Source organism: Paenibacillus tundrae (assembly GCF_030812775.1).
In the GTDB taxonomy this organism is placed as follows: Bacteria; Bacillota; Bacilli; order Paenibacillales; family Paenibacillaceae; genus Paenibacillus; species Paenibacillus tundrae_A.
Genome location: NZ_JAUSTI010000022.1, coordinates 1 through 22,209, shown reverse-complemented (window position 1 = coordinate 22,209; position 22,209 = coordinate 1). Strand labels below are relative to the sequence as shown.

Here is a 22,209-nt window from a genome sequence, read left to right as displayed (position 1 = left end):
GGTATGGCTTTCTATAATCTATTTTTCGAAAAAGACTGACTTGTTATCGAATATCAACTCAAACTTTATTTCAACTTCTGCACAGAGACTGCCATTTGCTCCAGTTGGGCGTGAGTCAATTGATTATTTGGCGAGCTTATCGTTACATAGCGATCATCCAGTTGGAAGGTCAGCAGATCGGTCTGGTCGGGAGTATACCATTTGGCAGATACGCCGTTTGGTAATTTTACCGTTTTGCCATCATAGCTGAATGAATAGTCTTTGGGTGATACCGTTACATTCATGCGATTGAATACAAAGTTTACACCATCACCGCCAGCGCCTACACTCTTGAATGTATCTCCGGCAACCATATGCTGCGGCGCATACGCGGTTTTGAATCCGTCGAACTTCGCAAATGCCTTGCGGATATTATCCAGTTGTTGCTTGGTGTAGTTCACATCTGCAAAGGCCGTGATGCCTTGATCATTGTTGCTGTTGGTTTTCTGAACTGAGACCGCAACTTGTTGCAACTGAGCTTGCGTTAACTTGTGGTCTGGTGAGCTAATGGTAACGTAACGATCATCCAGTTGGAAGGTCAGCATACCTGTTTTGTCTGGCGTGTACCATTTGGCAGTAACTCCGTTGGACAGTTTTACATTTTTGCTTGAATAGCCGTCTGAATAATCTCTTGGTGTGACATCAACTTTCATATGATTGAATATAAAGCTGACACCATCGCCACCTGCACCTACACTTTTGAACGTGTCGCCTGTAGTCATTTGTTGTGGTGCATAAGCCGTCTCGAAACCATCAAATTGGGCAAAAGCTTTCTGAATTGCTTCTTTTTGTGCTGAAGTATACGTTACATTGGTCAGAGCTGTTGAATTGTTAGTCGCTTGACCGATAATCACTTGTCCTTTTTGGCTGTCATAGGATACGGGTACATGCAGTGCATCAGCCAGTGCGCGTACAGGCAGATACGTGGAATTGTTATATGTGATTGGAGCCAGTTTGTTGCCATTGCCATCTGTAGGTGAGTAAGCCGCACCATCGACGTTGAAGCTGATTCCGTGGTTAAGATAGGCGGAGATTTTCTCCAGTTGTGTACCTGCAAATACTCCTGTTGCACCAGTTAACGTCATTCCCAGTACCATCATCGTTGCTACGGATTTCTTCATGTTCTTTTTCATCATCTATCTCTCCTTCAAGTTCGAATTAGTTAGTATCTTGTGGGCTCGCTGTCCCTTATGGCTTTATATTAAACCTCGAACATATCCAGAATAATTCTGAATTATCTCCAACTTGTAAACATATGCGTCATGGTTAACGATGAGGAAAAGGTTATGATGATCTTAAAGAGAGGGCAAACGAAACGATAAACGAAAGTAAGAGGGGAATATGATCAACATGGATCTGAGGTATATAGCGTCACAGTATGTGATGGGGGAGATTATGAATTGCACAACGATGCAGCAAGGGACAAGTTCGACGGCCATGTTGCTGCAGACCACGTCAGGTAGCTATGTGTTGCGCCAGCTTAGGGATGAACGACAGGCTTTGGCTGAATATGAAGTGTACCAGGCACTGGCACCTGCAAAACTATCACCAAGCATCCAGTGTACAAAGGAAGGTCTACCCTATATTACCCTTGGGCATATGATTTATAATGTTCAGACTTATATCGAAAAAGTAGTGCCGCAGCACTCGCTAAGCCTAAATTATGTTGAGTTAGGTGAAGTAACTGCACGTTTCCATCAACGCATTATGCATCTGGATATGACGAGACTTGGTCAGGAGGATCGGTTTGCTCTACCTCCATTATGGGAAGCAGTAAGTGGGGATATTCTGGATTCATCATCAGAGATAATACGGCGATTGGCAGATCATGTGGAGGAGTGCAGCATGTATCAATCGAAACATACGGCTGTAATACACGGGGACCTAGGGCTGTGGAATGTGCTATTCACGGAGAGTGATATGTATATCATAGATGTCGGAGAAGTACGGCGTGGGAACCATCATTTTGACTTAGCAGCTATATTGTCTTCGACTTGTTCATCCTCAATCACAGTGTGTGAGCTGGAGGAGCGAATAGTTCAATTGGAACGTGGATATCGCTCTGAAGGAGGCGACGTTAATCGGGACATTCTATATGAACAGATCCATCTATGGGTCATTCGTGGATTGTTAGCCATCATAAGAGAGAAGGGAATCATTGCTCCAACAATTCCCTATGTCGAGCGAAATCTAGCGTTTCTCGGTAAATGTCAGACGGTAATGAGTTGAATTCAGAGTGATGGAGAGAATCAATTAATACCTGAGAAAGATTTAGTTCACTAAATAAAGGATTAATCCACCTACGCCAAACACGATTGCAAAAACATATACATACGAAAGCCGGCTCAGATTTTGCTTGGTTTTGCGGTCATAATCAGGATTGCTGGTTTGATTCGCCTTCGAATTACCGATGACCAGCGTAGCAATTCCACCAAATAAAGCGATCGCAATAACTAAGATATAAGGCAACAACGTATGCTCGACCTCCCTTTCAAAATAATAGATATGAATCGATACATATGTCGTTATACAAAAAATACATATGTTGCATAAGCGGCAATAACTAAACAGGCAGCCCCACCGATTCGAACGGAAAATGTATAAAGAGCAGAAGGTTCCGTAGCGTCAGAAGATTTCCACTTTTCCGTGATAACCCACAGAAAAGATGGAGCAATTAACATAAGTAATCCAATGAGACTGAAGATAATGGCAATAGTCAAAATCATTTGAAGGCGCCTTTCTATTAATGAATTACAATAATTAGAGATTTACCACATGACATCATTGTATCATACAAAAAAAGGAAGGGGGAGTGCCCTCATCCTGGATTAATCATTGATTTTAAGATTGAAAATTTTAAATTTAAAAAGGTGAATAATCCTTGTCCTGACGGGCTTTCGCGACTCTCTTACATGGGGGTTGCGATTTTTTTTTGAATTTGGAGTGATCCGAATCTGCAATGCCTACGTTACACCCTATGAAGATGACGACAAGGAAAGAAATGATACCCAAAACGACACTAGGAGTGAACACATGATGAAGATGAAAATGAAGAAGTTTATCGCACCTGTACTTAGTTTGACACTGTTGATGCCAGGGATCGCAGGAGCTGCTTCTGCACCACAGACACCAATGACAATGATGAAAGCATCGGTGAACACACCGGCTGCAGACCTTAGAGCGAACCTGGATCACCTATTGTCTGAACACTTTGCACTCGCCGTAACCGCGATGGCAAAAGCTTATGATGGGGCAAAGGATGCCGATGCAGCATACAAAGCACTGGATCAAAATGCACTGGATATGCAGCCAGCAATCGCTTCCCTGTACGGTGAAGCTGGTGCGAAGGAATTCGAGCGTATCTTCCGTGCACATAACAAATACACCGATGATCTAGTGAAGGCAACCAAAATGGGTAACCAAGCTGGTATTAAGCAAGCTCAAGCGAACATCAACGGTTTTGTGGATGAATTCTCAACATTCCTCAGTACAGCAACCGAAGGCAAATTGCCAAAAGCAGCAGCCAAACAGGCTTTGCAAGTCCATGAAGATCTCGTGCAAAAAGTATTCGATGAATACGTCGCTGGAGATTATGCGGATGCATACAAGGCTTACCGTGAAGGCTTCAAAGAAATGTTTGACGTAAGTAAAGCACTTTCTACAGCGATTACTACACAAATGCCTGAGAAATTTGATCACACCAAAGCGGACACGAAAGCAGCTGATTTGAGATCTACGCTCAACCACTTGGCATCCGAACACTTTGCGCTCTCTGCTCTGCAAATGCAGGAAGAATACGATGGACGCACAGCAGCCTCCAACGCACTGATTACAGCTGAAGCTGGAAACACCGCTGATTTCAAAGCAGCCATTGCTTCCGTTTACGGTAACGATGGCGCCAATGCGTTCGAGAAAATTTGGGTAACCAACCACGTTAATGCACAAAGTGATTATGTAAAAGCTGTTAAAAACAACGATGCGGCAGCTCGTACAGCCGTAGAGAAACGTATTGATGGATTCACAACCGAGTTCGCAACATTCCTGGATGCTGCAACAGCAGGCAACCTGCCAAAAGCAGCAGGGCAACAAGCGCTGACAACACATGAGAACCAAGTACAAAAAGTCCTCGACCAATATGCAGCAGGGAATTATGATGCTTCTTACACGACGAATCGTGAAGGCTTCAAAGTGATGTTCGGTGTAGGTCAGGCATTGGGTAACGCGATTGTGACTCAATTCAACGATAAGTTTCGAGAGCCAGCAGCCCCAACAACGCCTGCACCAGCTCCAGAAATGACAACCGTATGGATGCAAGTGAACAGCAAAATGTTGAAAATTAACGACAAAACAACCAATATGGATACAACGCCAGTACTCTGGAAAAACACAACCTATATTCCACTGCGTTTCCTGAGTGAAGGTATCGGTGCAACCGTGAAATGGGACAAAAAGGCACAGCAAGTCACGGTCATGGCTGGCAACGATACGCTCGAATTCTGGGTGAACAACAATGTAATGGAAGTTAATGGGGTGAAGAAAAACGTAGGATCTACCGTATTTGTCAACAAAGATGGTCGTACGCAAGTACCACTGCGCTTTATTGCTGAGTTGCTGAACTGGGACGTGAAATGGGCACAAAAAGACGGTTCCATTACACTAACCAAATCGATGTAACTCGAAAATGGAATAAAGTAACGTTGTCGATCACCAAACTATTTCAAGAAACCATGACCATATTCTCTGGGGAGCGTAGCTCTTCTTACCCAGGATTGTAATCATCATCTAACATATTGTGCTGCCCACTACATGCTGCTCTAGGATGTAGTGGGCAGTTTTGTTATATACCGATTTCGTTTCGGTAGATCATATATTGAAAAGGATAAGCATATCCGATGTGATCACGAATAAATCCAAATAAATTCAAATATTTGGTATAATCATCAAGTAATGACTTACATAACAGCTTGGATAGCCGATGTAGCCTAGAATGATGTATGATCTATTTAGTATGAGCAAAATAAAAGGGGGACAGTGGAATGAGTACATCATCCAAACCGGAGCGTCCAGCGAAAAATGTGGACACGCGATTATTCATTGCTTGGGCCGTTTCTGTCATTGCGACAGGCGGCAGTTTATATTTTAGTGAAATTAAAGGATACATTCCTTGTGATCTGTGTTGGTTCCAGCGGATTTTCATGTACCCGTTAACGATTGTGCTCGGGATTGCTTATTTCAAGGATGATGTGGGCATTGCCAAATATGTACTGCCGCTCAGCTTTGTTGGTGGCGGAATATCACTATATCATGTTACGATCCAGCGTATCTTCTCAGCTACAGGTAATGCTGTGGCTTGCGGCAAAGTTCCTTGTTACACCGATTATCTGAATTGGTTCGGCTTCATTACGATTCCTCTGCTCGCTCTAATCGCTTTTATTATCATCATTGTAGCGCTGTGGGGCATTGGCAAAGCATCCAAATCTTCTTTGTAAGAAAGGATAGATGGTTGATGAGCGGACATATCCGTAGGTGCATGTCTTTTATTATGTTGATTATACTGACCGCGGCTTGCTCTTATCAGGAGCAGAATGCACCGGGCGAGATGCCGGTCATGATCAAAGTACAGCTTATGGTTCCTGAACAGGCTTCACCTGGTGAGGCTGTGTCCTTACAGTTGAAGTTGACACAGGGGGACGCGCCAGTTAGCGATGCGGATCAAGTGCAGTTTCAGATTTGGAACAAGCTTAATGAGCCCCCTCCGGTGTCACCCGAAGAAGGTTACATGACCGTAGAAAAACTGGAGGAGCAAGGGGCTTTGACGGCCAGAGAAGTGGAAGATGGGATCTACGAGGTAGAGTATACCTTTGATGAGCCAGGCTCCTATGTTGTTCAAGCTCACGTAACACAGGGATCCATGCACAGTATGCCGAGAAAGAATGTTGAAGTGAAATAAGCCTCATAAATGGGATTTGCGAGTTTAAATATCGAATACAAATTAAATAATAACCTTGACCTTGAAGTATACTTCAAGGTTTATTTTATAGGTATGCCCAGCGATGATGAGGACGGAGGAAGAGATATGAGCACGATGACGAGAGGAGAACTAGCCAAGCGTACCGGACTAAGTATGGCGACTCTCCGATATTATGAAGATAGCGGGGTGCTACCTGCACCGATCCGTGCATCGAATGGATACCGCAGATATTCTGAGGATTACGTGGTCAAAATTAAATTTATTAAGGATGCTCAAGCGCTAGGTTACTCCTTGAAAGATATAAAAGAAACGTTACACTTACTCAGCCAAGAGGATATGGACAGTGAGACACTGAGAGTGTTGGTTCGCAATCGAATTGCGGATATTCAACAGCATATCAATAACCTAAAGGACATGCAGACACTTCTAGCTTCATTGCTCTTAACGCCAGAATCCGAAATCCATACTTATATAGGATCTTTCCGCAATCTTTCAGAGGAAGCAGAAGATTCTCCCAGGCCACAAGAATGATAAGGATACACCACATATATATCGAAAAGAACCCCTTTCCCAACCTTTCGGAGAAGAGGTTCTATTTGTTTTGATTACAGTATGATGCATTATTCATTTACATAAAACCCGCTTCCCGTAAAAAATGATGCACAATCTGGCGCTGATACCTGATCCGCACGGAACGCTTCAAGCTCCAACACGTCTCCACAGTGACGGTGCGAGCCTGTAGAAGTCTTGCACCCGCTGTGCGTGCTGACCCAGGCAGTTCATGCTGCTTCAGATTGAAATGTCTGTCCTGGTTCGCGATGGAACGATTCATTTGTTTAATGATGCGTCTACATGCTGGAACCGCACGACTGCCGGGATTCGTAATCAGCGTTTGTCCAAGAACACGGGAACTGAGCTGGGATAAGCCATTGGCTTCATGCAGATCTAACCACCAATCTGGTTGATATTGACGGGCGAGATGAAAGACTGCTGAGGTCAGAGGATGCCTAGCTCTGCCTGAAATTCGGCGTGGGAAGGTGCGATTCAGATCTGGCTTGCCTCTAATTTTCTTCCGATATGCCTGCTGGTGCACCCGTGGAATGATGACGAGAAGCCCGCGCTGAATGATGTGCCGTCCTGCGATACAATCATCGACGAGCTGCTGCGCTGCAGCCATACTGGCTGTTTCATTACCGTGTACTCCCGAGGTAATCAGCATGACCGGACCAGGGTTCACTCCGCGCACAACATAATAGGGGGTAGCATGTACGCTCGATGAAGCAAGAATATGTTTGTTGACAAGCATGAGGCTCACCTCCGTTACTACAATACGTCATGTCCTTCTTGTCTGTAACGGCATTTGAACAGCCTCCTTTGTTATCTTTTGCAAAAAGGGTAGTACACCAAATACTTCATCTGGTTAAATACCAATTAATCCCTTCACAGGGAAGACATTTTTTTGCCACAATTCGGCATTTATGCTCCTGTTCAAGAGTGCGTCACAAGACAACAGGCTGTCTGTTCCTTTATACTTAAGAAAGTAATGTCGTAAACGTTTACAACTTAAACTATTTAAACTTAAAATATTAAGCCGGGCATGTGCCTGACCAATGGAGATACAGAACAACCAATCCGGCAAGAGAGAAGGATGTCATGAAGAAAATTGCATGGGTCACCGATAGTACGAGTACACTGGATCCTGTTTTCGCTGAGCAAAATCATGTTTATATTGTACCGCTGCGTGTTGTATTTGGAGAGGAATGTTACCGGGAATCAGAGGATATATCACCGGAACTATTCTATGAAAAGCTGGAGACAGCATCCAAAGCCAGCAGCTCACAGCCGCCAATCGGCGAGTTCATTGAATTGTATGAGTCATTGAAGGATCAATACGATGAGATCATAACCATTCATTGTTCCACTGCGCTTAGTGGTACATTACACACATCGATGCAGGCCGCGGAAATAGCAGGTGTGAAGGTGACTGCAATTGATTCGAGGGCAGGTGCATACCCTCACCGGGAGATGATCCTGCAAGGTCTGGAGTGGCAGAAACAAGGTGCTAGTGCAGCCGAGATCAAAGCTAACATTGAACAGATGATTGAGAATATGTCCTTTTACCTCATTCCGGCCAGCCTTCAGAATCTTCATCGTAGTGGGCGAGTATCCGGAACACAGCTTGTCTTGAGTCAACTGTTGAAGATTCATCTGCTGCTGCGATTTGAGGAAGGCAAGGTTGTTGTGAATGAGAAAATTCGTACTTTCAAACGTGCGAAGCAACGTATGCTGGATGTGCTGAAAGTGGATATGGAGAAAGTGAAGCATGTATGCATCATGCATGCCAACAATCCAGATGAAGCGGTGACCATCAAACAGCAGATATCCGAATTGTTACCACGGCTCAAGACCGAGATTATGCCTTTTATCCCTGTGGTTGGTATTCATGCAGGCGCAGGCACGATTGGTCTATGCTGGTTCAGAAATGAGCACGTATAGATAACATTCTAGATTACATTTTAGATAACATCAGTTCCTAGTCTAGATCTTGATATCTATTATAAATTAATCTCATATACCGGTAGATGCCCTTGAGGTACAGCAGTTGTAATGTATGCTGAATTCAAGTGGTATTCTGCCGGTTTTTTCTATGTTAATTCAGTGATAAGAAGAGTATGAATGCCAGACATCCTCTCATTGCCAATTGAAACAAAATGTGAGGTAATAAAGACAAATGAACATGTTGGAGGGGAATGTTGTGTCAAGTCACCGATTGTTGCTTGTTGAAGATGATCGTTCGATTAGTGAAATGGTAGGTCCTTATTTGGAAAAAGAGGGCTATGACGTTTCATATGCCTATGATGGTTATGAAGCGGAGGAACAGTTCAAACAGGCGAAGCAAGCATACGATCTGGTTATTCTAGACCTGATGCTACCTCGCAAAAATGGAATGGAAGTGTTGCAGACGATCCGTTCGGTCAGCTTAGTGCCAGTACTCATTCTATCAGCCAAGGATGGAGAGGTAGACAAGGCGCTAGGGCTTGGATTCGGTGCAGACGATTATCTAAGTAAACCCTTCTCGCTAATTGAACTGACTGCCCGTATTAAAGCAGCCATCAGGCGTGCCAACTATACGGCACAGCCTATAGAAACTCCCAACGCACCTGTGCAGCATGAACGTCTGGAGTTCGGTGGGTTGGTAATGAACATGGACACCTATGAAGTGGAGCGAGAAGGCGTCGCTATTCGATTAACCTCTAAAGAATTTGGTATTTTGAAATTGTTAGTTACCCACCCGGGCAAAGTGTTTACGAAGGCTCAGATTTATGCTGCGGTTTGGAACGACCAATATTATGGGGACGAGAACATTATTAACGTACATATGCGTCGTCTGCGCGAGAAGATTGAACGGGATCCTTCAGCACCTCAATATATTAAGACGTTGTGGGGAATCGGGTATAAGCTGGAGGTGGAACAGACATGATGCTCGTCCTTTTGGGCATTTCTACGGGAGGGTTGGCACTCGTTGTCGTAATCTTAGCCATCAAACTGGCTCAGCGTAGCCAGCAGATGAACTATATTCACCTTAAACTGGAACATCTATTGGATCAGGGGACATATGAGAGATTGTTAGTGTTCAGCAACGATGCTCCCATCCAGCAGCTTCTTCGTGATATTAATCAAGTTCTGGATTACGCCCACCGCACTGGAGCTCGTTATGCTAATCAGGAGAAAGAGATGCGTAATATGCTGTCCAACATCTCCCATGATCTGAAAACACCGTTAACGGTTGTACTTGGATATAGTGAGACACTACTGCATAGCCCAACATTGACGGAGCAAGAACGAGAGGTCATGATCGGCAAAATCCATGATAAAGCCCAGGAGGTGCTGCGTTTGATCCATTCCTTCTTTGATCTGGCGAAGCTGGAGTCTGGTGATATGGAGCTGTCCATGACTCGGGTTAATCTAAGTGAGCTATGCCGACTGAAGATGATTTCCTTTTACGAGATGTTAACAGGACTTGGCTTGGAAGTGAAACTGGATATCCCCGAAGGGGATATTTTCGTGCAAGCGAATGAGGAAGCGCTTGACCGTGTACTGAATAATCTTATAACCAATGCGATGAAATACGGCTCTGACGGCAAAATGTTAGGACTCTCCCTTCATCATACGAAAAGTAACGGCGTGTTGCTGGAAATATGGGATCAGGGAAAAGGTATTCCGGAAAGTGAGCATAGCCGTGTATTTGAGCGAATGTATACGCTGGAGGACTCCCGTAATCGACAGTACCAGGGAAGCGGTCTAGGTCTCACCATCACCAAAAGGCTGGTTGAGCGCATGGGAGGCAGCATTGAATTACGGAGTGTTCCGCACCACAGAACGGTATTTTCGATCTCTTTAAAACCTTGTTAGAAGAATAATTTCTGAAATGAAGTAAAATTAAGGTTTTTGTAAGAAATGATTAATAGAAAAGAAGACATTTCTCTTTACAATACAGATATCAGAACCCGGTAGTGCGTGTTCATTTAGAGCAGTTTCATCAATAAGGCTGAATGAAGCTGCGTATGTTCAACTAAACTTTTTTACACGAGAACGGAGAGGACAGAAATAACGTGAAGAAGCGAAGCGTTCGCCTTTATCCCCGGATTTTCCCTTTGCAGAAGGGATTCAAAAAAATCTGGGGATAACAGCGATCGGAACGTTATTCTGTCATCGCAGTGGTAAGTGTAACACTCTTTAGTTGATTCTATATAGATTCTTGAGCACCACAAAAGGTATCGTAAAGGAGAACAAGAGATATGACTTATATTGCACGTACGATAGGTGTGTCCAAGACATATGAGGGTATAGAAGTGGTGTCCGACGTTAATATGAATATTAAACAAGGGGAAATTTACGGTTTCTTAGGGCCGAATGGTGCAGGCAAAACCACGATCATGAAAATGCTGACGAACCTAGTGAAGCCAACCTTCGGCGAGATTGAATTGTTCGGAGAAAAGTTAACACCCACCTCCTACGAAGTGTTGAAGCGGATGGGAAGTATTATCGAATACCCCTTTTTCTACGATAGATTATCGGCTAGAGATAACTTGGAGCTTCATTGTGAATATATGGGCTTCCACAACAAGAAAGTAATCAACGACATGATAGAAAAAGTGGGCCTGAAGGATACCGGGAAGAAAGCCGTTCGTGATTTCTCCCTTGGGATGAAGCAAAGACTCGGTATTGCCCGAGCACTCATCACAACCCCTGAATTGCTCATTCTGGATGAACCAATCAATGGGCTTGATCCTGTGGGGATTAAGGAAATGCGGGATTTATTCAAACGTCTCAGCACGGAATACCGGATCACTTTATTAATCTCAAGCCATATTCTCGGAGAGATTGAGCAGATTGCTGATACAGTAGGCGTCATTCGCGGCGGGAGATTAGTAGAGGAAGTGTCGATGGAGAGTATCCGTGGTCTTCACAGCGAGTATGTCGAGTTACAGGCTGTGGATATCCGCAAAGCAACTTATGTTATTGAACATCAGCTTGGACTCCAAAACTTCAAGTTAATGGATGAGCAGACGTTACGCATCTATGATACGGGTCTTGTTCCGTCGCAGTTAACCAGCCAGCTAATCGAGCATGGTGTACAGATTGAGTCCATCTTCAAACGATCACATTCATTAGAAGAACACTTCCTTAATCTCGTGAAGGGAGATGGAGACGTTGCTTAAGCTCATTGAACTAGAGATGCGGAAACACCACTTTTCTAAAAATCTGATTGCAGCGGGCATTGCTAACATCGTTATTTTGGGATTCCTGACCATGATTGCTGCGCTCGACCGAGGGGCGGAGGATTATGCTTATTCGAACTATGCGGTATCCTTTATGCTCATTGATGTATGTGCGAGAGCGACCTTTATCGTATTTGCCGGAGCGCTGTTATCCAAGTTCATTATCCAAGAGTACCGAAATAAAACGATGAACGTCATGTTCACCTATCCGATCAAACGCCATAAAATTATCGCTGCCAAATTGATTATCATATTTGGGTTTACCTTCTTTATGATCATGTTCACCGATTTATTGATGGGGGCAATCCTATTGACCGTGAATCATTACTATCCTTTTGTTACAGACGCATTAACGGCCAATGAAGCATGGAGGTTGTTATTGAAGTATAGTATTAGCTCCCTGTCTGCTGCGGCTATGGCGCTAATTCCATTGTATTTCGGTATGCGTAAAAAGTCGGTTACAGCCACGTTGGTCTCTTCGATCATTTTAGTGTTTATTATCTGTTCAGGTGGTAGCGGATCCTCGCTTTCACTGAATTCCATTATTATTATCCCTATTACCTTAGGGGCGATTGGTTTATGGATTGCATCCATGTCGATGCATCGTCTAGAGACAAAAGACGTGAACTAAAATCCTGCTCAAAAGCATACCCGGTATGGCTTCAGATGCCATTGACATCCGCTCGTACAAGGGATAGGATAATGTCAACTGAAACATGAAGGAGAATGCAACTACCATGACGATTCCAAAAACTTTGACAATAGCTGGTTCAGACACAAGCGGCGGTGCAGGAATTCAAGCCGATTTGAAAACTTTTCAGGAGCTAGGTGTGTACGGTATGACCGTATTGACTACCGTTGTGGCAATGAAGCCTGAAACATGGGATCACCAGGTCTTTCCTGTTGAATTAAATGTAGTGGAAGCACAGCTTCGTACGGTTCTAGACGGTATCGGATTTGATGCAATGAAGACGGGCATGCTGGGTTCTGTAGACATTATTGAGCTTGTGGCTAAACATATTCGTCGCAGCGGACTACCACAGATTGTTATCGATCCGGTAATGGTCTGCAAAGGTACAGATGAAGTGTTGCAGCCTGAAAATACAGAAGCGATGATTGAGTTCTTGTTGCCAGGCGCAGATCTGGTTACTCCGAATTTGTTTGAAGCTTCACAACTCGCGAAAAGTGGCCCAATTCGCTCGAAGGAACAGATGGAAGCTGCTGCATCCATCATCCATGACCAAGGGGCGAAGCATGTCCTAATTAAAGATCGTGGTGTAATTAATCCAGGTAAAGCGATGGATCTTCTCTATGACGGTAAAAACTATGAATGGTATGAAGCTGATGTTGTTGGCTCTGGTTACACGCACGGAGCAGGATGCACAACCTCTGCAGCGATTACCGCAGGTTTGGCACGCGGTCTGACCGTGAAAGAGGCTGTCTGTGAAGGGAAAGCCTTTATTACTAAAGCGATTGCGGGTGGATTCCCACTGAATCGTTTTGTTGGCCCGACACTGCATGCGGCACACCGCCTGGAGCATCAACGTTAATTCGCGACAGGTGCGATTCATGCCAGAGACGATAGGTCTTTAATTTCATGGTGGTTGTCAATGAGCGGTGAAAGGCTCGTTGATGGCCACCTTTTTGTGTTATTTTTAAAAATAGTAACATTTGGTATGTATTAGGCGTTCATTTCTTAGTGCACATATAAAACTGTAAGAAGGTGCTATCACCGAAATTAATCATCTAGATGCTTTGTTGGACACATGAACGACACACCGAATCGTTATGTTAATATCAGAAATTAAAAAGGAGAGTCGGCCATGGTCAGAACAGTGCTTCTGGTGGAAGACGAAAGCCGCATTCGTGAGATTGTGGCCGATTATTTTATAAAAGAACAGTGGAATGTCCTAGAAGCCGAGCACGGATTCGAGGCACTTGAACAGTTAGAACAGCATGAAGTGGATTTGGTTATTCTGGATGTGTTGATGCCGGAGATGGATGGATGGACACTTTGTGGTCATATTCGATCTCAATCGACCGTACCTATTATCATGCTGACTGCGCGATCGGAGGATGATGATAAGATTCACGGTTTCCAGCTTGGCGTGGATGATTATGTAACCAAACCGTTTAGTCCTCGTGTACTTGTGGCTCGTGCAGAGACATTAATGAAAAGGGTCGAAGGTGCCGTTAGTAAAGATCAGAGTGTCATTCGATTTGGACACGTAACGTTGGATCCTTGGGCGAGAAGGCTTGAGCGAAACGGCGTCGAGATTGAATTGGCACCTAAAGAATATGAACTGTTGCTCTATCTAACACGAAATCAGGGACTGGTGTTATCCCGTGATGCGATATTGAACCGCGTATGGGGCTATGATTTTGATGGGGACTCTCGGGTGGTCGATACACACATCAAGAAACTTCGCAGCAAGCTTGGCGAAGAGGCCAAATGTATTCGTACGGTGATTGGTACCGGCTATCGATTTGAGGCTGAGGCATGAGACGTACGGGTGTAACGATGAAGCTGTTTCTGGTGATGGCGGGGTTCTTGCTCCTACTGTACGGAACCACTGTGATTGCTCAGCTGGTATGGTTCCCGGACTTCTACCAACACCAGAAGATTACCAGCATTAAGAAAAAATTGTCGAGATTTGAACAACAGTATTCCACAGGACATTGGAATGATATACAACTGGCGAAGGAAACCGGCAAATTCATGCGTCAGAATCAGTCTCATCTGGTCATCCTGACCAACACTGGCAAGCTCGTGAATGATCCATTTCACATTACGTTGCTGCAAGAGGATGGTTCGGAAGTAGAAGTGTCGCTGTCCCTTTTTATCAACAGTGAAAATGCGGGCTGGATCGCTTCCCACCTGAAATATGGACAGCAATTGACCATAACGGGATCAGCCAATGGATTGCATGAACCGATGATCTATCCCTTCAAGATCAAAGACAACAACACTTCGGTATGGGGGACAGGGAGCTTCGAAGAATTGAATGAACCTGTGCAGGAGTGGTCTGGCATATTGACCAAAGTCGTTCTTCCCAACCTGGGGACATGGAGTCAGCGGCAAGGTTTACTCGTGCAAGCATTGGATAGTTTCTTCCCTCTTTCATCAGAGAATCAACTTAGTCTGAAGAATGGGAAGATGTTAAATCAGGAATGGACGGATAGTTGGAGTGGAGTACGTAATGTAATCGCCATAGCCCCAGTTCGCAATGCTGAATCAGGGGAACAACAGCTTATCTTCTCGTTGACATCTCTGCAGGAGATGCGTGAAGCCAATGAAGCGACAAGGTTATTCTATGGGTATTTCGGAATTGCTGCATTTGTACTCATATTGTTCCTGGCTCTGTTACTATCGCGTATCGTTACGAAGCCACTACTGGCACTGAATCATGTGGCCAAGAAGATGTCAACGTTAGACTTCACTGTAAAATCACCTATTCGGCGTAATGATGAGATCGGTAGTTTGTCTGAAAGTCTGAATGCTCTGTCGACGACACTTGGGCAGACGCTGGAGGAGCTCCGACAGGCGAATAGTCAGATGCGCACAGATATGGAGATGAAGCAGCGGATCGAGAAGCGACAGCGTGAATTTTTTGCAGATGCCTCGCATGAACTCAAAACGCCAATCAGTATCATCAAAGGATATTCTGAAGGGCTAAGAGATGGTGTAAGTGAGAACAAACGTGAACGCTACATTGAGATTATTGCAGATGAAGCTGTAAAAATGGAAACGATGGTCGAAGAGATGCTGGATCTTGTTCGGCTAGAATCGCAAGCCATTAAGCTGAACACCGATGCAGTAGCTCTCGGAGATATGATAGAAGATATTGCTGGACGTCTGAGTCCACAATTGAAGGGAAAAGAACTTCATGTCGTGTTGGTCTCCACAACAGAGCAGACTGTTGAGGGAGATCGCAGTAAGCTGGAGCAAGTAATTTACAATATGCTGATGAACGCGATCCGCCATGCTGTGCCGCAATCAGACATCTTGATTGAGATTAGCCGTCTGGAAGGTCAGGTTCGTATCTCTATCGAGAACAAAGGTGAAGGTATATCGGAACCTGAACGTCAGAATATATGGGAACGATTTTACCGGGTAGAGCGTTCACGTAATCGCAAAATGGGGGGAACCGGGCTTGGCCTGGCCATTGCGAAGCAGATTCTGGATCTACATGGATGTCGTTACGGAGTTGAGAATACACCAGACGGAGTCCGCTTCTACATTATTTTTCCTAATGCTTAGTTAGAAAGGGAGTTAAGTCTTATGAAATCTTTGCCATCAATTTTAACCTTGGGTAATTTAACTTCGGGTATGCTGGCGGTCATTATGGCCATACATGGGGAATTTGCACTTGCTGTAACGTTAATCTGGGTCGCAATGTTCTTTGATTTGTTTGACGGTTTTGCTGCTCGTAAATTGCACTGTGAAGGGGAATTTGGCAAAGCACTAGACTCCCTTGCTGATGTGATTTCATTCGGTACAGCTCCAATACTGATTCTGTATCTGAACGTTATGAACGGAGGAAGTATTTTGGGAATGGCACTTACAGCTCTGTTTCCGATCTGTGGTGCTCTCCGACTGGCACGCTACAATTGCCAGAAGACAGCGAGTCAAGGTTTTGTCGGCATGCCGATTACATTTGCAGGTGGCCTAATGTCCTTTTTCGCTCTATGGAGCCCTTATTTTACTCTTGGTGTAGCCTATCTCGTCATCGTTGTGTTATCTGGTCTAATGGTTAGCCAAATTCGATTCCCCTCTCTAAAACAGGTGTTGACGCCTCAAGAGAAGGATATCGTGGAACCGAAATAAGGAGCGAGTCAGTGATGGAATTTGCAAAAGAATTTATTGGTCAGTACGGCTATTTCGCAATCTATGGACTACTGGCGCTGGGTGTAATCGGTATGCCTATACCGGACGAGGTGATGATGACATTTGTCGGTTATCTTGCCTCGATCTCGGTTTTGAATTATTCGGTAAGTATTGCTGTTAGTTTTGGTGGTGCGTTCACCGGTGGACTCCTCAGCTATATGATTGGCAAGAAGGCCGGCAGGCCGCTAGTCGTGAAATACGGTAAATGGGTGGGGGTAAACGCCAAACGGCTGGTCAGGGTAGAGTCCTGGTTTATGAAGTATGGGTACTGGTCCATCATTCTAGGCTACTTCATTCCCGGGATTCGTCACCTGATGTGCTGCTTCTCTGGGATCAGTCGTATGGCTATGGGAAGATATATCCTCTTCTCCGGCATCGGTGCATTTCTGTGGTGCGTTGTGTTCATATCGATTGGATTCTATGTTGGTGTGTTGACTTAAAATCGGACAGCCTATCAGCGTGATGGGCAAACTAAGCTAAAGACCTTTTGTGTGCAAAGGGGTCTTTTTTGTTTTTTCTAACATACGGTCGCCGTGGATTTACTGATGTGTGCCTATGATAGACTAGTGGCGAGTACTTACTGTTATATGGGTTGGATACCTTTGGAAATGTATGAGAATGGTAGTTAGCTGGAAGGAGGACTCAGAGATTCTACTAAGAAAAAAATGGACTCATGCTCAGTCGCTCAGAGGAATAAAGAACCTTACCCTTGCGAATAAGCTACGCCATGAGTTATTCGGAAAAAATTTTTCCCTCAGACTAGAGCCCCTAAGTAACTCTCCATGTAACTCCCTGCGCACCTCCCTATGTAGCTCCTCATGGTGCTAATTAGTGCTGTATGGTAATTGCAATCCGGAACCTCCGGTAAGTATAATACTTCAGCATCTCAGCATCTCAGCATTCCGGGTACTACCAGAATCCCCAGAACCCCAGAACCTCTAGAACCTCAGTACGTCCAGAACCTCCAGAACCTCCAGAACCTCCAGAACCTCCAGAACCTCCAGAACCTCCAGAACTTCCAGTACCTCCAGTACCTCCAGTACGTCGGATGACTTCCAGCACTCAGTGCCAAAAGTATCATCCTCCAGTACCTACCAAAACTAAAGTGGCTAAAGTGGTTCTTGACTGGAGTTAAAAGTAGTCACTTCAAGCATCCTCAATGCCATCTCCAAAATTCTAACGAACTCAGGGGAGCTTAATTCCTGTATATGAGCTGTGTTGAACTTGTAACGAATCTCAGCGACCTTATTTCATGAAAAAGCGTGATAAAGTATACTGATTGACTCCATACGAGCTCAATAAGGTGTCCTGAGTTCGTTAACTATTGGATAGGTAGCTATATCGCCTAAATAGAGTGTCTCATGTTCGTAAGATATAAGTTCGATATCGTTTAGTTCCACTAGCGACATGCAATATTTGCTGATCAATCAGGCTATGAAGAACTCTTCGAGCATGCTGATCTGTGATTCGCAGGTGGGTTGCGAGTTCTAAGGGAGCAAATGGACGAATGATACGTCTAGCATAACGAACAGTTTCGGCTTCAAGCCAAGTTAAGGACGGTGGAATGTCCGTGGCCATGAATTTCCCCATGAACGATAGCACAAGCTGTTGGCACCGCTTCGGTTCATCCTTAATAGAGAGATAAGCAATCGGCAGAACAATCCAATCATCGAGGGTTAGCAGACAATGCCGCCAGCATAAATCTTTGAAACGTCGTACATCAAGATCACGGGCATGTGGCCCGTATCCTTGAATTTCAATACTCCCCTTAATGCCGTTACCAGGCAGATAAGCTAAATCCAGATACCGAAAGCCGTTATGAAAGTCACGAACCTCCCATTCGGGTTGCAAATGGTTAAAGTTTTTCATTACTGGAAACCAAACGGAACGCAAAAACTCTAATGTGCCATGTTCAAGTCCATTCTCTATTCTAGATAACACCCTGGGGTTCATTTCATTCTCCAAAAGGGAGGTCATCCACTCTTCATAAGCCTTATCAAATTCAATGCTCATCATATCCATCTCCTCTATAAATAGTAAGACTTCAGGTCGATATATAAAAAAATACAAAAAGCCGCTTTGCCCATTTCTACCACCTTCGTGTTGAAGGGGAGGAATGGGTCAAAGCGGCGTGTGCTTCACGACCGTTATATTGCATTTTATTAAGCAAGTATAGCTTTAACTAAGGAATGTTTTCAACACTTCACCTGTTTGAACTTATGCAACCTTGTAACTCCCAGTGCAAGCGGTGCCCCGCTCCAAGACTCGATCACTTACCCAGAAATATTCGATTCTTGTTGAATTTCCTGTTCAATCTGGCGTTCGCCCTTTTTGCGACTAAACGTGATTTTGAGGAGTGGTGGTGTTACCAGAGTCGTAATAATAACCATAATCACAACACTTGTGAAATACTCAGAGTCCAGAAGACCAGAAGCAAGCCCTGTTGACGCAATAATAAGTGCGACCTCTCCTCGGGATATCATACCTGAGCCTATAGCTAGGGAAGACTTTCGATCAAAACCAGTGAGCAGAGCACCAGCTCCACCGCCGAGCAGCTTCGTTACAATGGCGATCAAACTGATTACGACAATAAACCAGATTTGAGAACCAACTCCATCAAACTGCACATTCAATCCAATACTCACGAAGAATACAGGAACAAAAATACCGTAAGCAATCGGTTCTAGCTTGGTCTCCACTTCATGCTTGAAGCTTGTCTGGGAAATAGCGATTCCTGCAGCGAACGCACCGATAATGCCTGCAACGCCCATCCACTCTGCAAAATAGGAGAATCCGAAGCAGATGATTAGTCCTGCTGTAATAACGGTTTCAGTTACCTTAAGCGGCTCCATCCATTTCATAATTCGTGGAACCAAGAACCATCCAGCAGCGATGATAATTACGAAGAACAATAACTTCTTACCAATAAGCAGGCTAATTGAAATATCTCCCGCACCTGTTCCAAGCAAGCTCATCATGACAGCCAGTAACACAACAACCAGCACATCATCTACGACAGCGGCTCCCAGAATCGTCGTTCCTTCCCGTGAACTGAGCTGATTCATATCCTTCAACGTTTGCACCGAAATGCTCACCGAGGTAGCGCAGAACAGAAGTCCGAAGAACAGAGCATGGGTCTGGGACATGCCGAAACCAATAGCCGCTCCATAACCACCGATAAAAGGAAGAATTACTCCACCGACAGCAACTGCAAAAGCAGCCTTCCAATTTTTCTTCAATTGCTCTAGATCCGTCTCAAGACCCGCAATAAACATCAATAATAGTACTCCGATCTCGGCCATATAGTGAACGAAATCGGACTTGGGTACCCAGTTCAGTAGAGCGGGACCAAGGATAACACCGACGATTAATTTCCCCAGCACAGATGGTTGACCAAGTCTTACCGATAAGTCACCCGCGAGTTTGGTGAAAATTAGAATCAAAGCAAGAGATAAAATAAATTCCATACATGTACTCCTCTCCGACAGTAGCGTTTATAGGTTGCCTCACCAAGGCGGCTTCATACCAGCGAATAAACAAAAAAAAATGACATGTTAGGGCAGTAATAACCGCACCCTGACATGCCAATAGAAGACAAGGAGGGGCCTTGGTGACAGGCTCCTCCTTGTTAAACGCGTATGTGATTAATGACATTAATTATAACATATTTGCGGCGATGGGTAAATACATTGCACAACCGATTCATCAAAAACGGGGCGTTGGGCAGTATAAATGGGTACTGGCGTCCATTTTTGTTCAGAGTGTTGTCACTTAACAGCCGACAAATGCCGAGATATAATGACATAGAACATAGAAGTTAGGATATGAGGAGGATTTTACATTGGGCAAACAGGCCAAAGGGGACCCGAACAATCAATCGAACCAAATTACCCCGACCAGTAATAAAAATTTTGCAGGTATTATCATCACCATTTCCATTCTCGCCAATGTCATTATTTTATTGTTGTTCTTCGCGCCATCGATCGGCTATAAGGGAAGTGTAGACTTTGATATTACCATATTGCCGCGTTTTAATGCTGTATTCAACAGCTTCACCTTCATCTTCTTGCTAGCGGCACTGATTGCCATTATCAAGCGAAACGTGAAATTACACAAACGATTTATTATTGCTGCATTTTCGACGACAATGTTATTCCTTGTGACATATTTGTCATTCCACTACCTCTCCCCGGAAACTTCAAAATATGGCGGAGAAGGCATCATTCGTTCCATTTATTTCTTCATTCTGATTACGCACAGTATTCTGGCAGCGTTGATTGTGCCATTGGCTCTATTCACCCTGGTATGGGGCTGGACGAATCAATTGAAGAAACACCGTAAAATCGCTCGTTGGACGATGCCGATCTGGCTGTATGTCAGCTCTACAGGTGTGGTAGTCTACCTGATGATGGCACCATATTATTAATGTCATAAATAAAGTTTTACGAAGTATATCCTGTAGCACTTGCGGGTAATGTTTCCATGGAAGGAGGTTCACGGTCGTGTACAGAGTTGTATTAATTCGCCATGGACAGAGTATGTGGAATGTAGAAAATCGTTTTACGGGCTGGACGGATGTGGATCTGACCACAGATGGGTACGGAGAAGCCCGTAAAGCCGGTAAGATTTTGAAGGAGCAGGGGTTTGATTTTGACTATGCTTATGCTTCTGTACTGAAACGTTCCATACGAACATTGGATATCGCATTAGATGAGATGGATCGCATGTGGATTCCTATTACGAAGACATGGAAGCTGAACGAACGCCACTATGGTGCTCTGCAAGGCTTGAACAAACAACAGACCGCAGTTAAGTATGGGGAAGATCAAGTGATGGAGTGGAGACGCTCCATTAGCGTGTCGCCCCCAGCTCTAGACGAGACGGATGAACGTTACGTTCAAGATCAGGACAAGTATGCCCGATTGGGTTGTACCATTCCTCGCACGGAGAACTTACTGGATACATCGAAGCGGGTACTGGAGTATTGGGACAACGAGATCAAACCGGTTGTATCGGCTGGTAAACGGGTGCTTATCTCTGCTCATGGCAATACGCTCCGTTCATTGGTCATGCACTTAGATCAGATGTCTGAAGCCGATGTGATGGCGCTTAATATTCCAACGGGCATTCCGCTTGTCTACGAATTGGATGAGGATCTTCATCCGATCGGACACTTTTATCTGACAGCTGATGGTTCAACGTATAAGCATGAAGAAATGACGCATGTGGCAACACCATCAGATTAATATTAAAGACGAGATAACCCCTGCATTCACATGTGGGGGTCATTTTTTGTGCGTTTAGCGAATCAACGTAATTTCGTAACATAACACTTCAGCTGGGTTTAGATCAGAAAAGCTATGGATCATACCCGTTCAATTAGCCTATATAATTACATGCATAATTTATGTCTTAAGTGAGATATGGGATGAATGGAACTAGAATAAAAAGTGGACACCCGTTAACGGACAGAAGGATAATAAGGCTAACGGAGGTGTGTCCACATGGGAGAACAGCGGCAACGATAC

At 44.4% G+C, this 22,209-nt stretch carries 25 protein-coding genes; 18 read left to right on the top strand and 7 right to left on the bottom strand.

All coding sequences use genetic code 11. The features are described 5' to 3' along the window. Positions 1 to 65: 65 nt before the first annotated feature. Complete coding sequence (locus J2T19_RS25185) at positions 66 to 1,172, bottom strand: stalk domain-containing protein (protein WP_307220833.1); 1,107 nt, start codon at positions 1,170 to 1,172, stop codon at positions 66 to 68. Positions 1,173 to 1,422: 250 nt separating this feature from the next. Between J2T19_RS25185 and J2T19_RS25180 the strand changes: the two genes are divergently transcribed. After that, the gene (locus J2T19_RS25180) at positions 1,423 to 2,268 is read left to right on the top strand and encodes an aminoglycoside phosphotransferase family protein (protein WP_307220831.1); all 846 of its coding nucleotides are present in this window, start codon (positions 1,423 to 1,425) and stop codon (positions 2,266 to 2,268) included. A 42-nt stretch (positions 2,269 to 2,310) separates the two neighbouring features. On the opposite strand, the gene J2T19_RS25175 is transcribed toward J2T19_RS25180, so the two are convergent. After that, complete coding sequence (locus J2T19_RS25175) at positions 2,311 to 2,511, bottom strand: hypothetical protein (RefSeq protein ID WP_128103625.1); 201 nt, start codon at positions 2,509 to 2,511, stop codon at positions 2,311 to 2,313. Positions 2,512 to 2,564: 53 nt separating this feature from the next. Continuing rightward, positions 2,565 to 2,765 (bottom strand): DUF6199 family natural product biosynthesis protein, encoded by a 201-nt coding sequence (locus J2T19_RS25170; protein WP_307220829.1) that lies wholly within the window; start codon positions 2,763 to 2,765, stop codon positions 2,565 to 2,567. A gap of 316 nt (positions 2,766 to 3,081) precedes the next feature. On the opposite strand from J2T19_RS25170, the gene J2T19_RS25165 reads away from it, so the two are divergent. The 4 genes from J2T19_RS25165 (at position 3,082) to J2T19_RS25150 (ending at position 6,541) form a co-directional block, all read left to right on the top strand. Continuing rightward, on the top strand, positions 3,082 to 4,713 hold the full coding sequence (locus J2T19_RS25165; protein WP_442418859.1) for a copper amine oxidase N-terminal domain-containing protein: 1,632 nt from the start codon (positions 3,082 to 3,084) through the stop codon (positions 4,711 to 4,713). A gap of 362 nt (positions 4,714 to 5,075) precedes the next feature. Continuing rightward, on the top strand, positions 5,076 to 5,528 hold the full coding sequence (locus J2T19_RS25160) for a disulfide oxidoreductase (RefSeq protein ID WP_307220825.1): 453 nt from the start codon (positions 5,076 to 5,078) through the stop codon (positions 5,526 to 5,528). Between the two features lie 41 nt (positions 5,529 to 5,569). Continuing rightward, positions 5,570 to 5,989 carry a FixH family protein gene (locus tag J2T19_RS25155; protein ID WP_307220822.1) on the top strand — a complete coding sequence of 140 codons (420 nt, stop codon included), beginning with the start codon at positions 5,570 to 5,572 and terminating at the stop codon, positions 5,987 to 5,989. Positions 5,990 to 6,115: 126 nt separating this feature from the next. Continuing rightward, positions 6,116 to 6,541, top strand: coding sequence for a MerR family transcriptional regulator (locus J2T19_RS25150; RefSeq protein ID WP_307220820.1), 426 nt, complete (start codon positions 6,116 to 6,118; stop codon positions 6,539 to 6,541). 97 nt (positions 6,542 to 6,638) lie between these two features. Here J2T19_RS25150 and J2T19_RS25145 read toward each other — a convergent pair whose 3' ends face one another. Further along, positions 6,639 to 7,316 (bottom strand): succinylglutamate desuccinylase/aspartoacylase family protein, encoded by a 678-nt coding sequence (locus J2T19_RS25145; protein ID WP_307220818.1) that lies wholly within the window; start codon positions 7,314 to 7,316, stop codon positions 6,639 to 6,641. 347 nt (positions 7,317 to 7,663) lie between these two features. Between J2T19_RS25145 and J2T19_RS25140 the strand changes: the two genes are divergently transcribed. The 10 genes from J2T19_RS25140 to J2T19_RS25095 all read left to right on the top strand — a co-directional run bounded on the left by J2T19_RS25140 (position 7,664) and on the right by J2T19_RS25095 (position 17,121). Beyond that, the gene (locus tag J2T19_RS25140) at positions 7,664 to 8,506 is read left to right on the top strand and encodes a DegV family protein (protein ID WP_307220816.1); all 843 of its coding nucleotides are present in this window, start codon (positions 7,664 to 7,666) and stop codon (positions 8,504 to 8,506) included. Positions 8,507 to 8,747: 241 nt separating this feature from the next. Continuing rightward, complete coding sequence (locus J2T19_RS25135) at positions 8,748 to 9,491, top strand: response regulator transcription factor (protein WP_370874957.1); 744 nt, start codon at positions 8,748 to 8,750, stop codon at positions 9,489 to 9,491. After that, positions 9,488 to 10,423: a sensor histidine kinase gene (locus J2T19_RS25130; protein ID WP_307220812.1), complete on the top strand. Its 936-nt coding sequence runs from the start codon at positions 9,488 to 9,490 to the stop codon at positions 10,421 to 10,423. The genes J2T19_RS25135 and J2T19_RS25130 overlap by 4 nt, the downstream gene beginning before the upstream one ends. 386 nt (positions 10,424 to 10,809) lie before the next feature. After that, the gene (locus J2T19_RS25125) at positions 10,810 to 11,733 is read left to right on the top strand and encodes an ABC transporter ATP-binding protein (RefSeq protein ID WP_307220809.1); all 924 of its coding nucleotides are present in this window, start codon (positions 10,810 to 10,812) and stop codon (positions 11,731 to 11,733) included. Next, positions 11,717 to 12,424 (top strand): ABC transporter permease, encoded by a 708-nt coding sequence (locus J2T19_RS25120; protein ID WP_307220806.1) that lies wholly within the window; start codon positions 11,717 to 11,719, stop codon positions 12,422 to 12,424. Before J2T19_RS25125 ends, J2T19_RS25120 begins: the two co-directional genes overlap by 17 nt. 106 nt (positions 12,425 to 12,530) lie before the next feature. Further along, positions 12,531 to 13,343: a bifunctional hydroxymethylpyrimidine kinase/phosphomethylpyrimidine kinase gene (gene thiD / locus J2T19_RS25115; RefSeq protein WP_307220804.1), complete on the top strand. Its 813-nt coding sequence runs from the start codon at positions 12,531 to 12,533 to the stop codon at positions 13,341 to 13,343. Positions 13,344 to 13,616: 273 nt separating this feature from the next. Further along, positions 13,617 to 14,297 (top strand): response regulator transcription factor, encoded by a 681-nt coding sequence (locus J2T19_RS25110; RefSeq protein ID WP_145051798.1) that lies wholly within the window; start codon positions 13,617 to 13,619, stop codon positions 14,295 to 14,297. Continuing rightward, complete coding sequence (locus J2T19_RS25105) at positions 14,294 to 16,054, top strand: sensor histidine kinase (protein ID WP_307220801.1); 1,761 nt, start codon at positions 14,294 to 14,296, stop codon at positions 16,052 to 16,054. The genes J2T19_RS25110 and J2T19_RS25105 overlap by 4 nt, the downstream gene beginning before the upstream one ends. Positions 16,055 to 16,075: 21 nt before the next feature. After that, entirely contained in the window at positions 16,076 to 16,621 is a 546-nt protein-coding gene (pssA, locus tag J2T19_RS25100) for a CDP-diacylglycerol--serine O-phosphatidyltransferase (RefSeq protein WP_145051795.1), read from the top strand. 14 nt (positions 16,622 to 16,635) lie between these two features. Then, on the top strand, positions 16,636 to 17,121 hold the full coding sequence (locus J2T19_RS25095) for a DedA family protein (RefSeq protein WP_307220799.1): 486 nt from the start codon (positions 16,636 to 16,638) through the stop codon (positions 17,119 to 17,121). Positions 17,122 to 17,590: 469 nt separating this feature from the next. Here the strand turns inward: J2T19_RS25095 and J2T19_RS25090 are convergent, their stop codons facing one another. The 3 genes from J2T19_RS25090 to J2T19_RS25080 form a co-directional block, all read right to left on the bottom strand. Beyond that, positions 17,591 to 17,743, bottom strand: coding sequence for a hypothetical protein (locus J2T19_RS25090; protein WP_307220797.1), 153 nt, complete (start codon positions 17,741 to 17,743; stop codon positions 17,591 to 17,593). Positions 17,744 to 18,040: 297 nt separating this feature from the next. Next, positions 18,041 to 18,694 (bottom strand): transcriptional regulator, encoded by a 654-nt coding sequence (locus tag J2T19_RS25085; RefSeq protein ID WP_307220794.1) that lies wholly within the window; start codon positions 18,692 to 18,694, stop codon positions 18,041 to 18,043. Positions 18,695 to 18,954: 260 nt separating this feature from the next. Continuing rightward, complete coding sequence (locus J2T19_RS25080) at positions 18,955 to 20,148, bottom strand: cation:proton antiporter (protein ID WP_307220792.1); 1,194 nt, start codon at positions 20,146 to 20,148, stop codon at positions 18,955 to 18,957. 143 nt (positions 20,149 to 20,291) lie between these two features. On the opposite strand from J2T19_RS25080, the gene J2T19_RS25075 reads away from it, so the two are divergent. The 3 genes from J2T19_RS25075 (at position 20,292) to gpmA (ending at position 21,927) form a co-directional block, all read left to right on the top strand. Continuing rightward, positions 20,292 to 20,456, top strand: coding sequence for a hypothetical protein (locus tag J2T19_RS25075; RefSeq protein WP_307220790.1), 165 nt, complete (start codon positions 20,292 to 20,294; stop codon positions 20,454 to 20,456). 66 nt (positions 20,457 to 20,522) lie between these two features. Next, a complete protein-coding gene (locus tag J2T19_RS25070; protein ID WP_307220788.1) occupies positions 20,523 to 21,107 on the top strand; it encodes a DUF420 domain-containing protein in 585 nt (194 codons plus the stop codon). A gap of 76 nt (positions 21,108 to 21,183) precedes the next feature. Continuing rightward, entirely contained in the window at positions 21,184 to 21,927 is a 744-nt protein-coding gene (gene gpmA / locus J2T19_RS25065) for a 2,3-diphosphoglycerate-dependent phosphoglycerate mutase (protein ID WP_145051782.1), read from the top strand. Positions 21,928 to 22,209 lie beyond the last annotated feature (282 nt).

Bases quoted from the DNA above. Each gene is read 5' to 3' on its own strand.
- J2T19_RS25185 (WP_307220833.1), bottom strand. From the start codon at position 1,172: ATGAAAAAGAACATGAAGAAATCCGTAGCAACGATGATGGTACTGGGA.
- J2T19_RS25180 (WP_307220831.1), top strand. From the start codon at position 1,423: ATGGGGGAGATTATGAATTGCACAACGATGCAGCAAGGGACAAGTTCG.
- J2T19_RS25170 (WP_307220829.1), bottom strand. From the start codon at position 2,765: ATGATTTTGACTATTGCCATTATCTTCAGTCTCATTGGATTACTTATG.
- J2T19_RS25165 (WP_442418859.1), top strand. From the start codon at position 3,082: ATGAAAATGAAGAAGTTTATCGCACCTGTACTTAGTTTGACACTGTTG.
- J2T19_RS25160 (WP_307220825.1), top strand. From the start codon at position 5,076: ATGAGTACATCATCCAAACCGGAGCGTCCAGCGAAAAATGTGGACACG.
- J2T19_RS25155 (WP_307220822.1), top strand. From the start codon at position 5,570: ATGTCTTTTATTATGTTGATTATACTGACCGCGGCTTGCTCTTATCAG.
- J2T19_RS25150 (WP_307220820.1), top strand. From the start codon at position 6,116: ATGAGCACGATGACGAGAGGAGAACTAGCCAAGCGTACCGGACTAAGT.
- J2T19_RS25145 (WP_307220818.1), bottom strand. From the start codon at position 7,316: ATGCTTGTCAACAAACATATTCTTGCTTCATCGAGCGTACATGCTACC.
- J2T19_RS25140 (WP_307220816.1), top strand. From the start codon at position 7,664: ATGAAGAAAATTGCATGGGTCACCGATAGTACGAGTACACTGGATCCT.
- J2T19_RS25135 (WP_370874957.1), top strand. From the start codon at position 8,748: ATGTTGGAGGGGAATGTTGTGTCAAGTCACCGATTGTTGCTTGTTGAA.
- J2T19_RS25130 (WP_307220812.1), top strand. From the start codon at position 9,488: ATGATGCTCGTCCTTTTGGGCATTTCTACGGGAGGGTTGGCACTCGTT.
- J2T19_RS25125 (WP_307220809.1), top strand. From the start codon at position 10,810: ATGACTTATATTGCACGTACGATAGGTGTGTCCAAGACATATGAGGGT.
- J2T19_RS25120 (WP_307220806.1), top strand. From the start codon at position 11,717: ATGGAGACGTTGCTTAAGCTCATTGAACTAGAGATGCGGAAACACCAC.
- thiD (WP_307220804.1), top strand. From the start codon at position 12,531: ATGACGATTCCAAAAACTTTGACAATAGCTGGTTCAGACACAAGCGGC.
- J2T19_RS25110 (WP_145051798.1), top strand. From the start codon at position 13,617: ATGGTCAGAACAGTGCTTCTGGTGGAAGACGAAAGCCGCATTCGTGAG.
- J2T19_RS25105 (WP_307220801.1), top strand. From the start codon at position 14,294: ATGAGACGTACGGGTGTAACGATGAAGCTGTTTCTGGTGATGGCGGGG.
- pssA (WP_145051795.1), top strand. From the start codon at position 16,076: ATGAAATCTTTGCCATCAATTTTAACCTTGGGTAATTTAACTTCGGGT.
- J2T19_RS25095 (WP_307220799.1), top strand. From the start codon at position 16,636: ATGGAATTTGCAAAAGAATTTATTGGTCAGTACGGCTATTTCGCAATC.
- J2T19_RS25085 (WP_307220794.1), bottom strand. From the start codon at position 18,694: ATGAGCATTGAATTTGATAAGGCTTATGAAGAGTGGATGACCTCCCTT.
- J2T19_RS25080 (WP_307220792.1), bottom strand. From the start codon at position 20,148: ATGGAATTTATTTTATCTCTTGCTTTGATTCTAATTTTCACCAAACTC.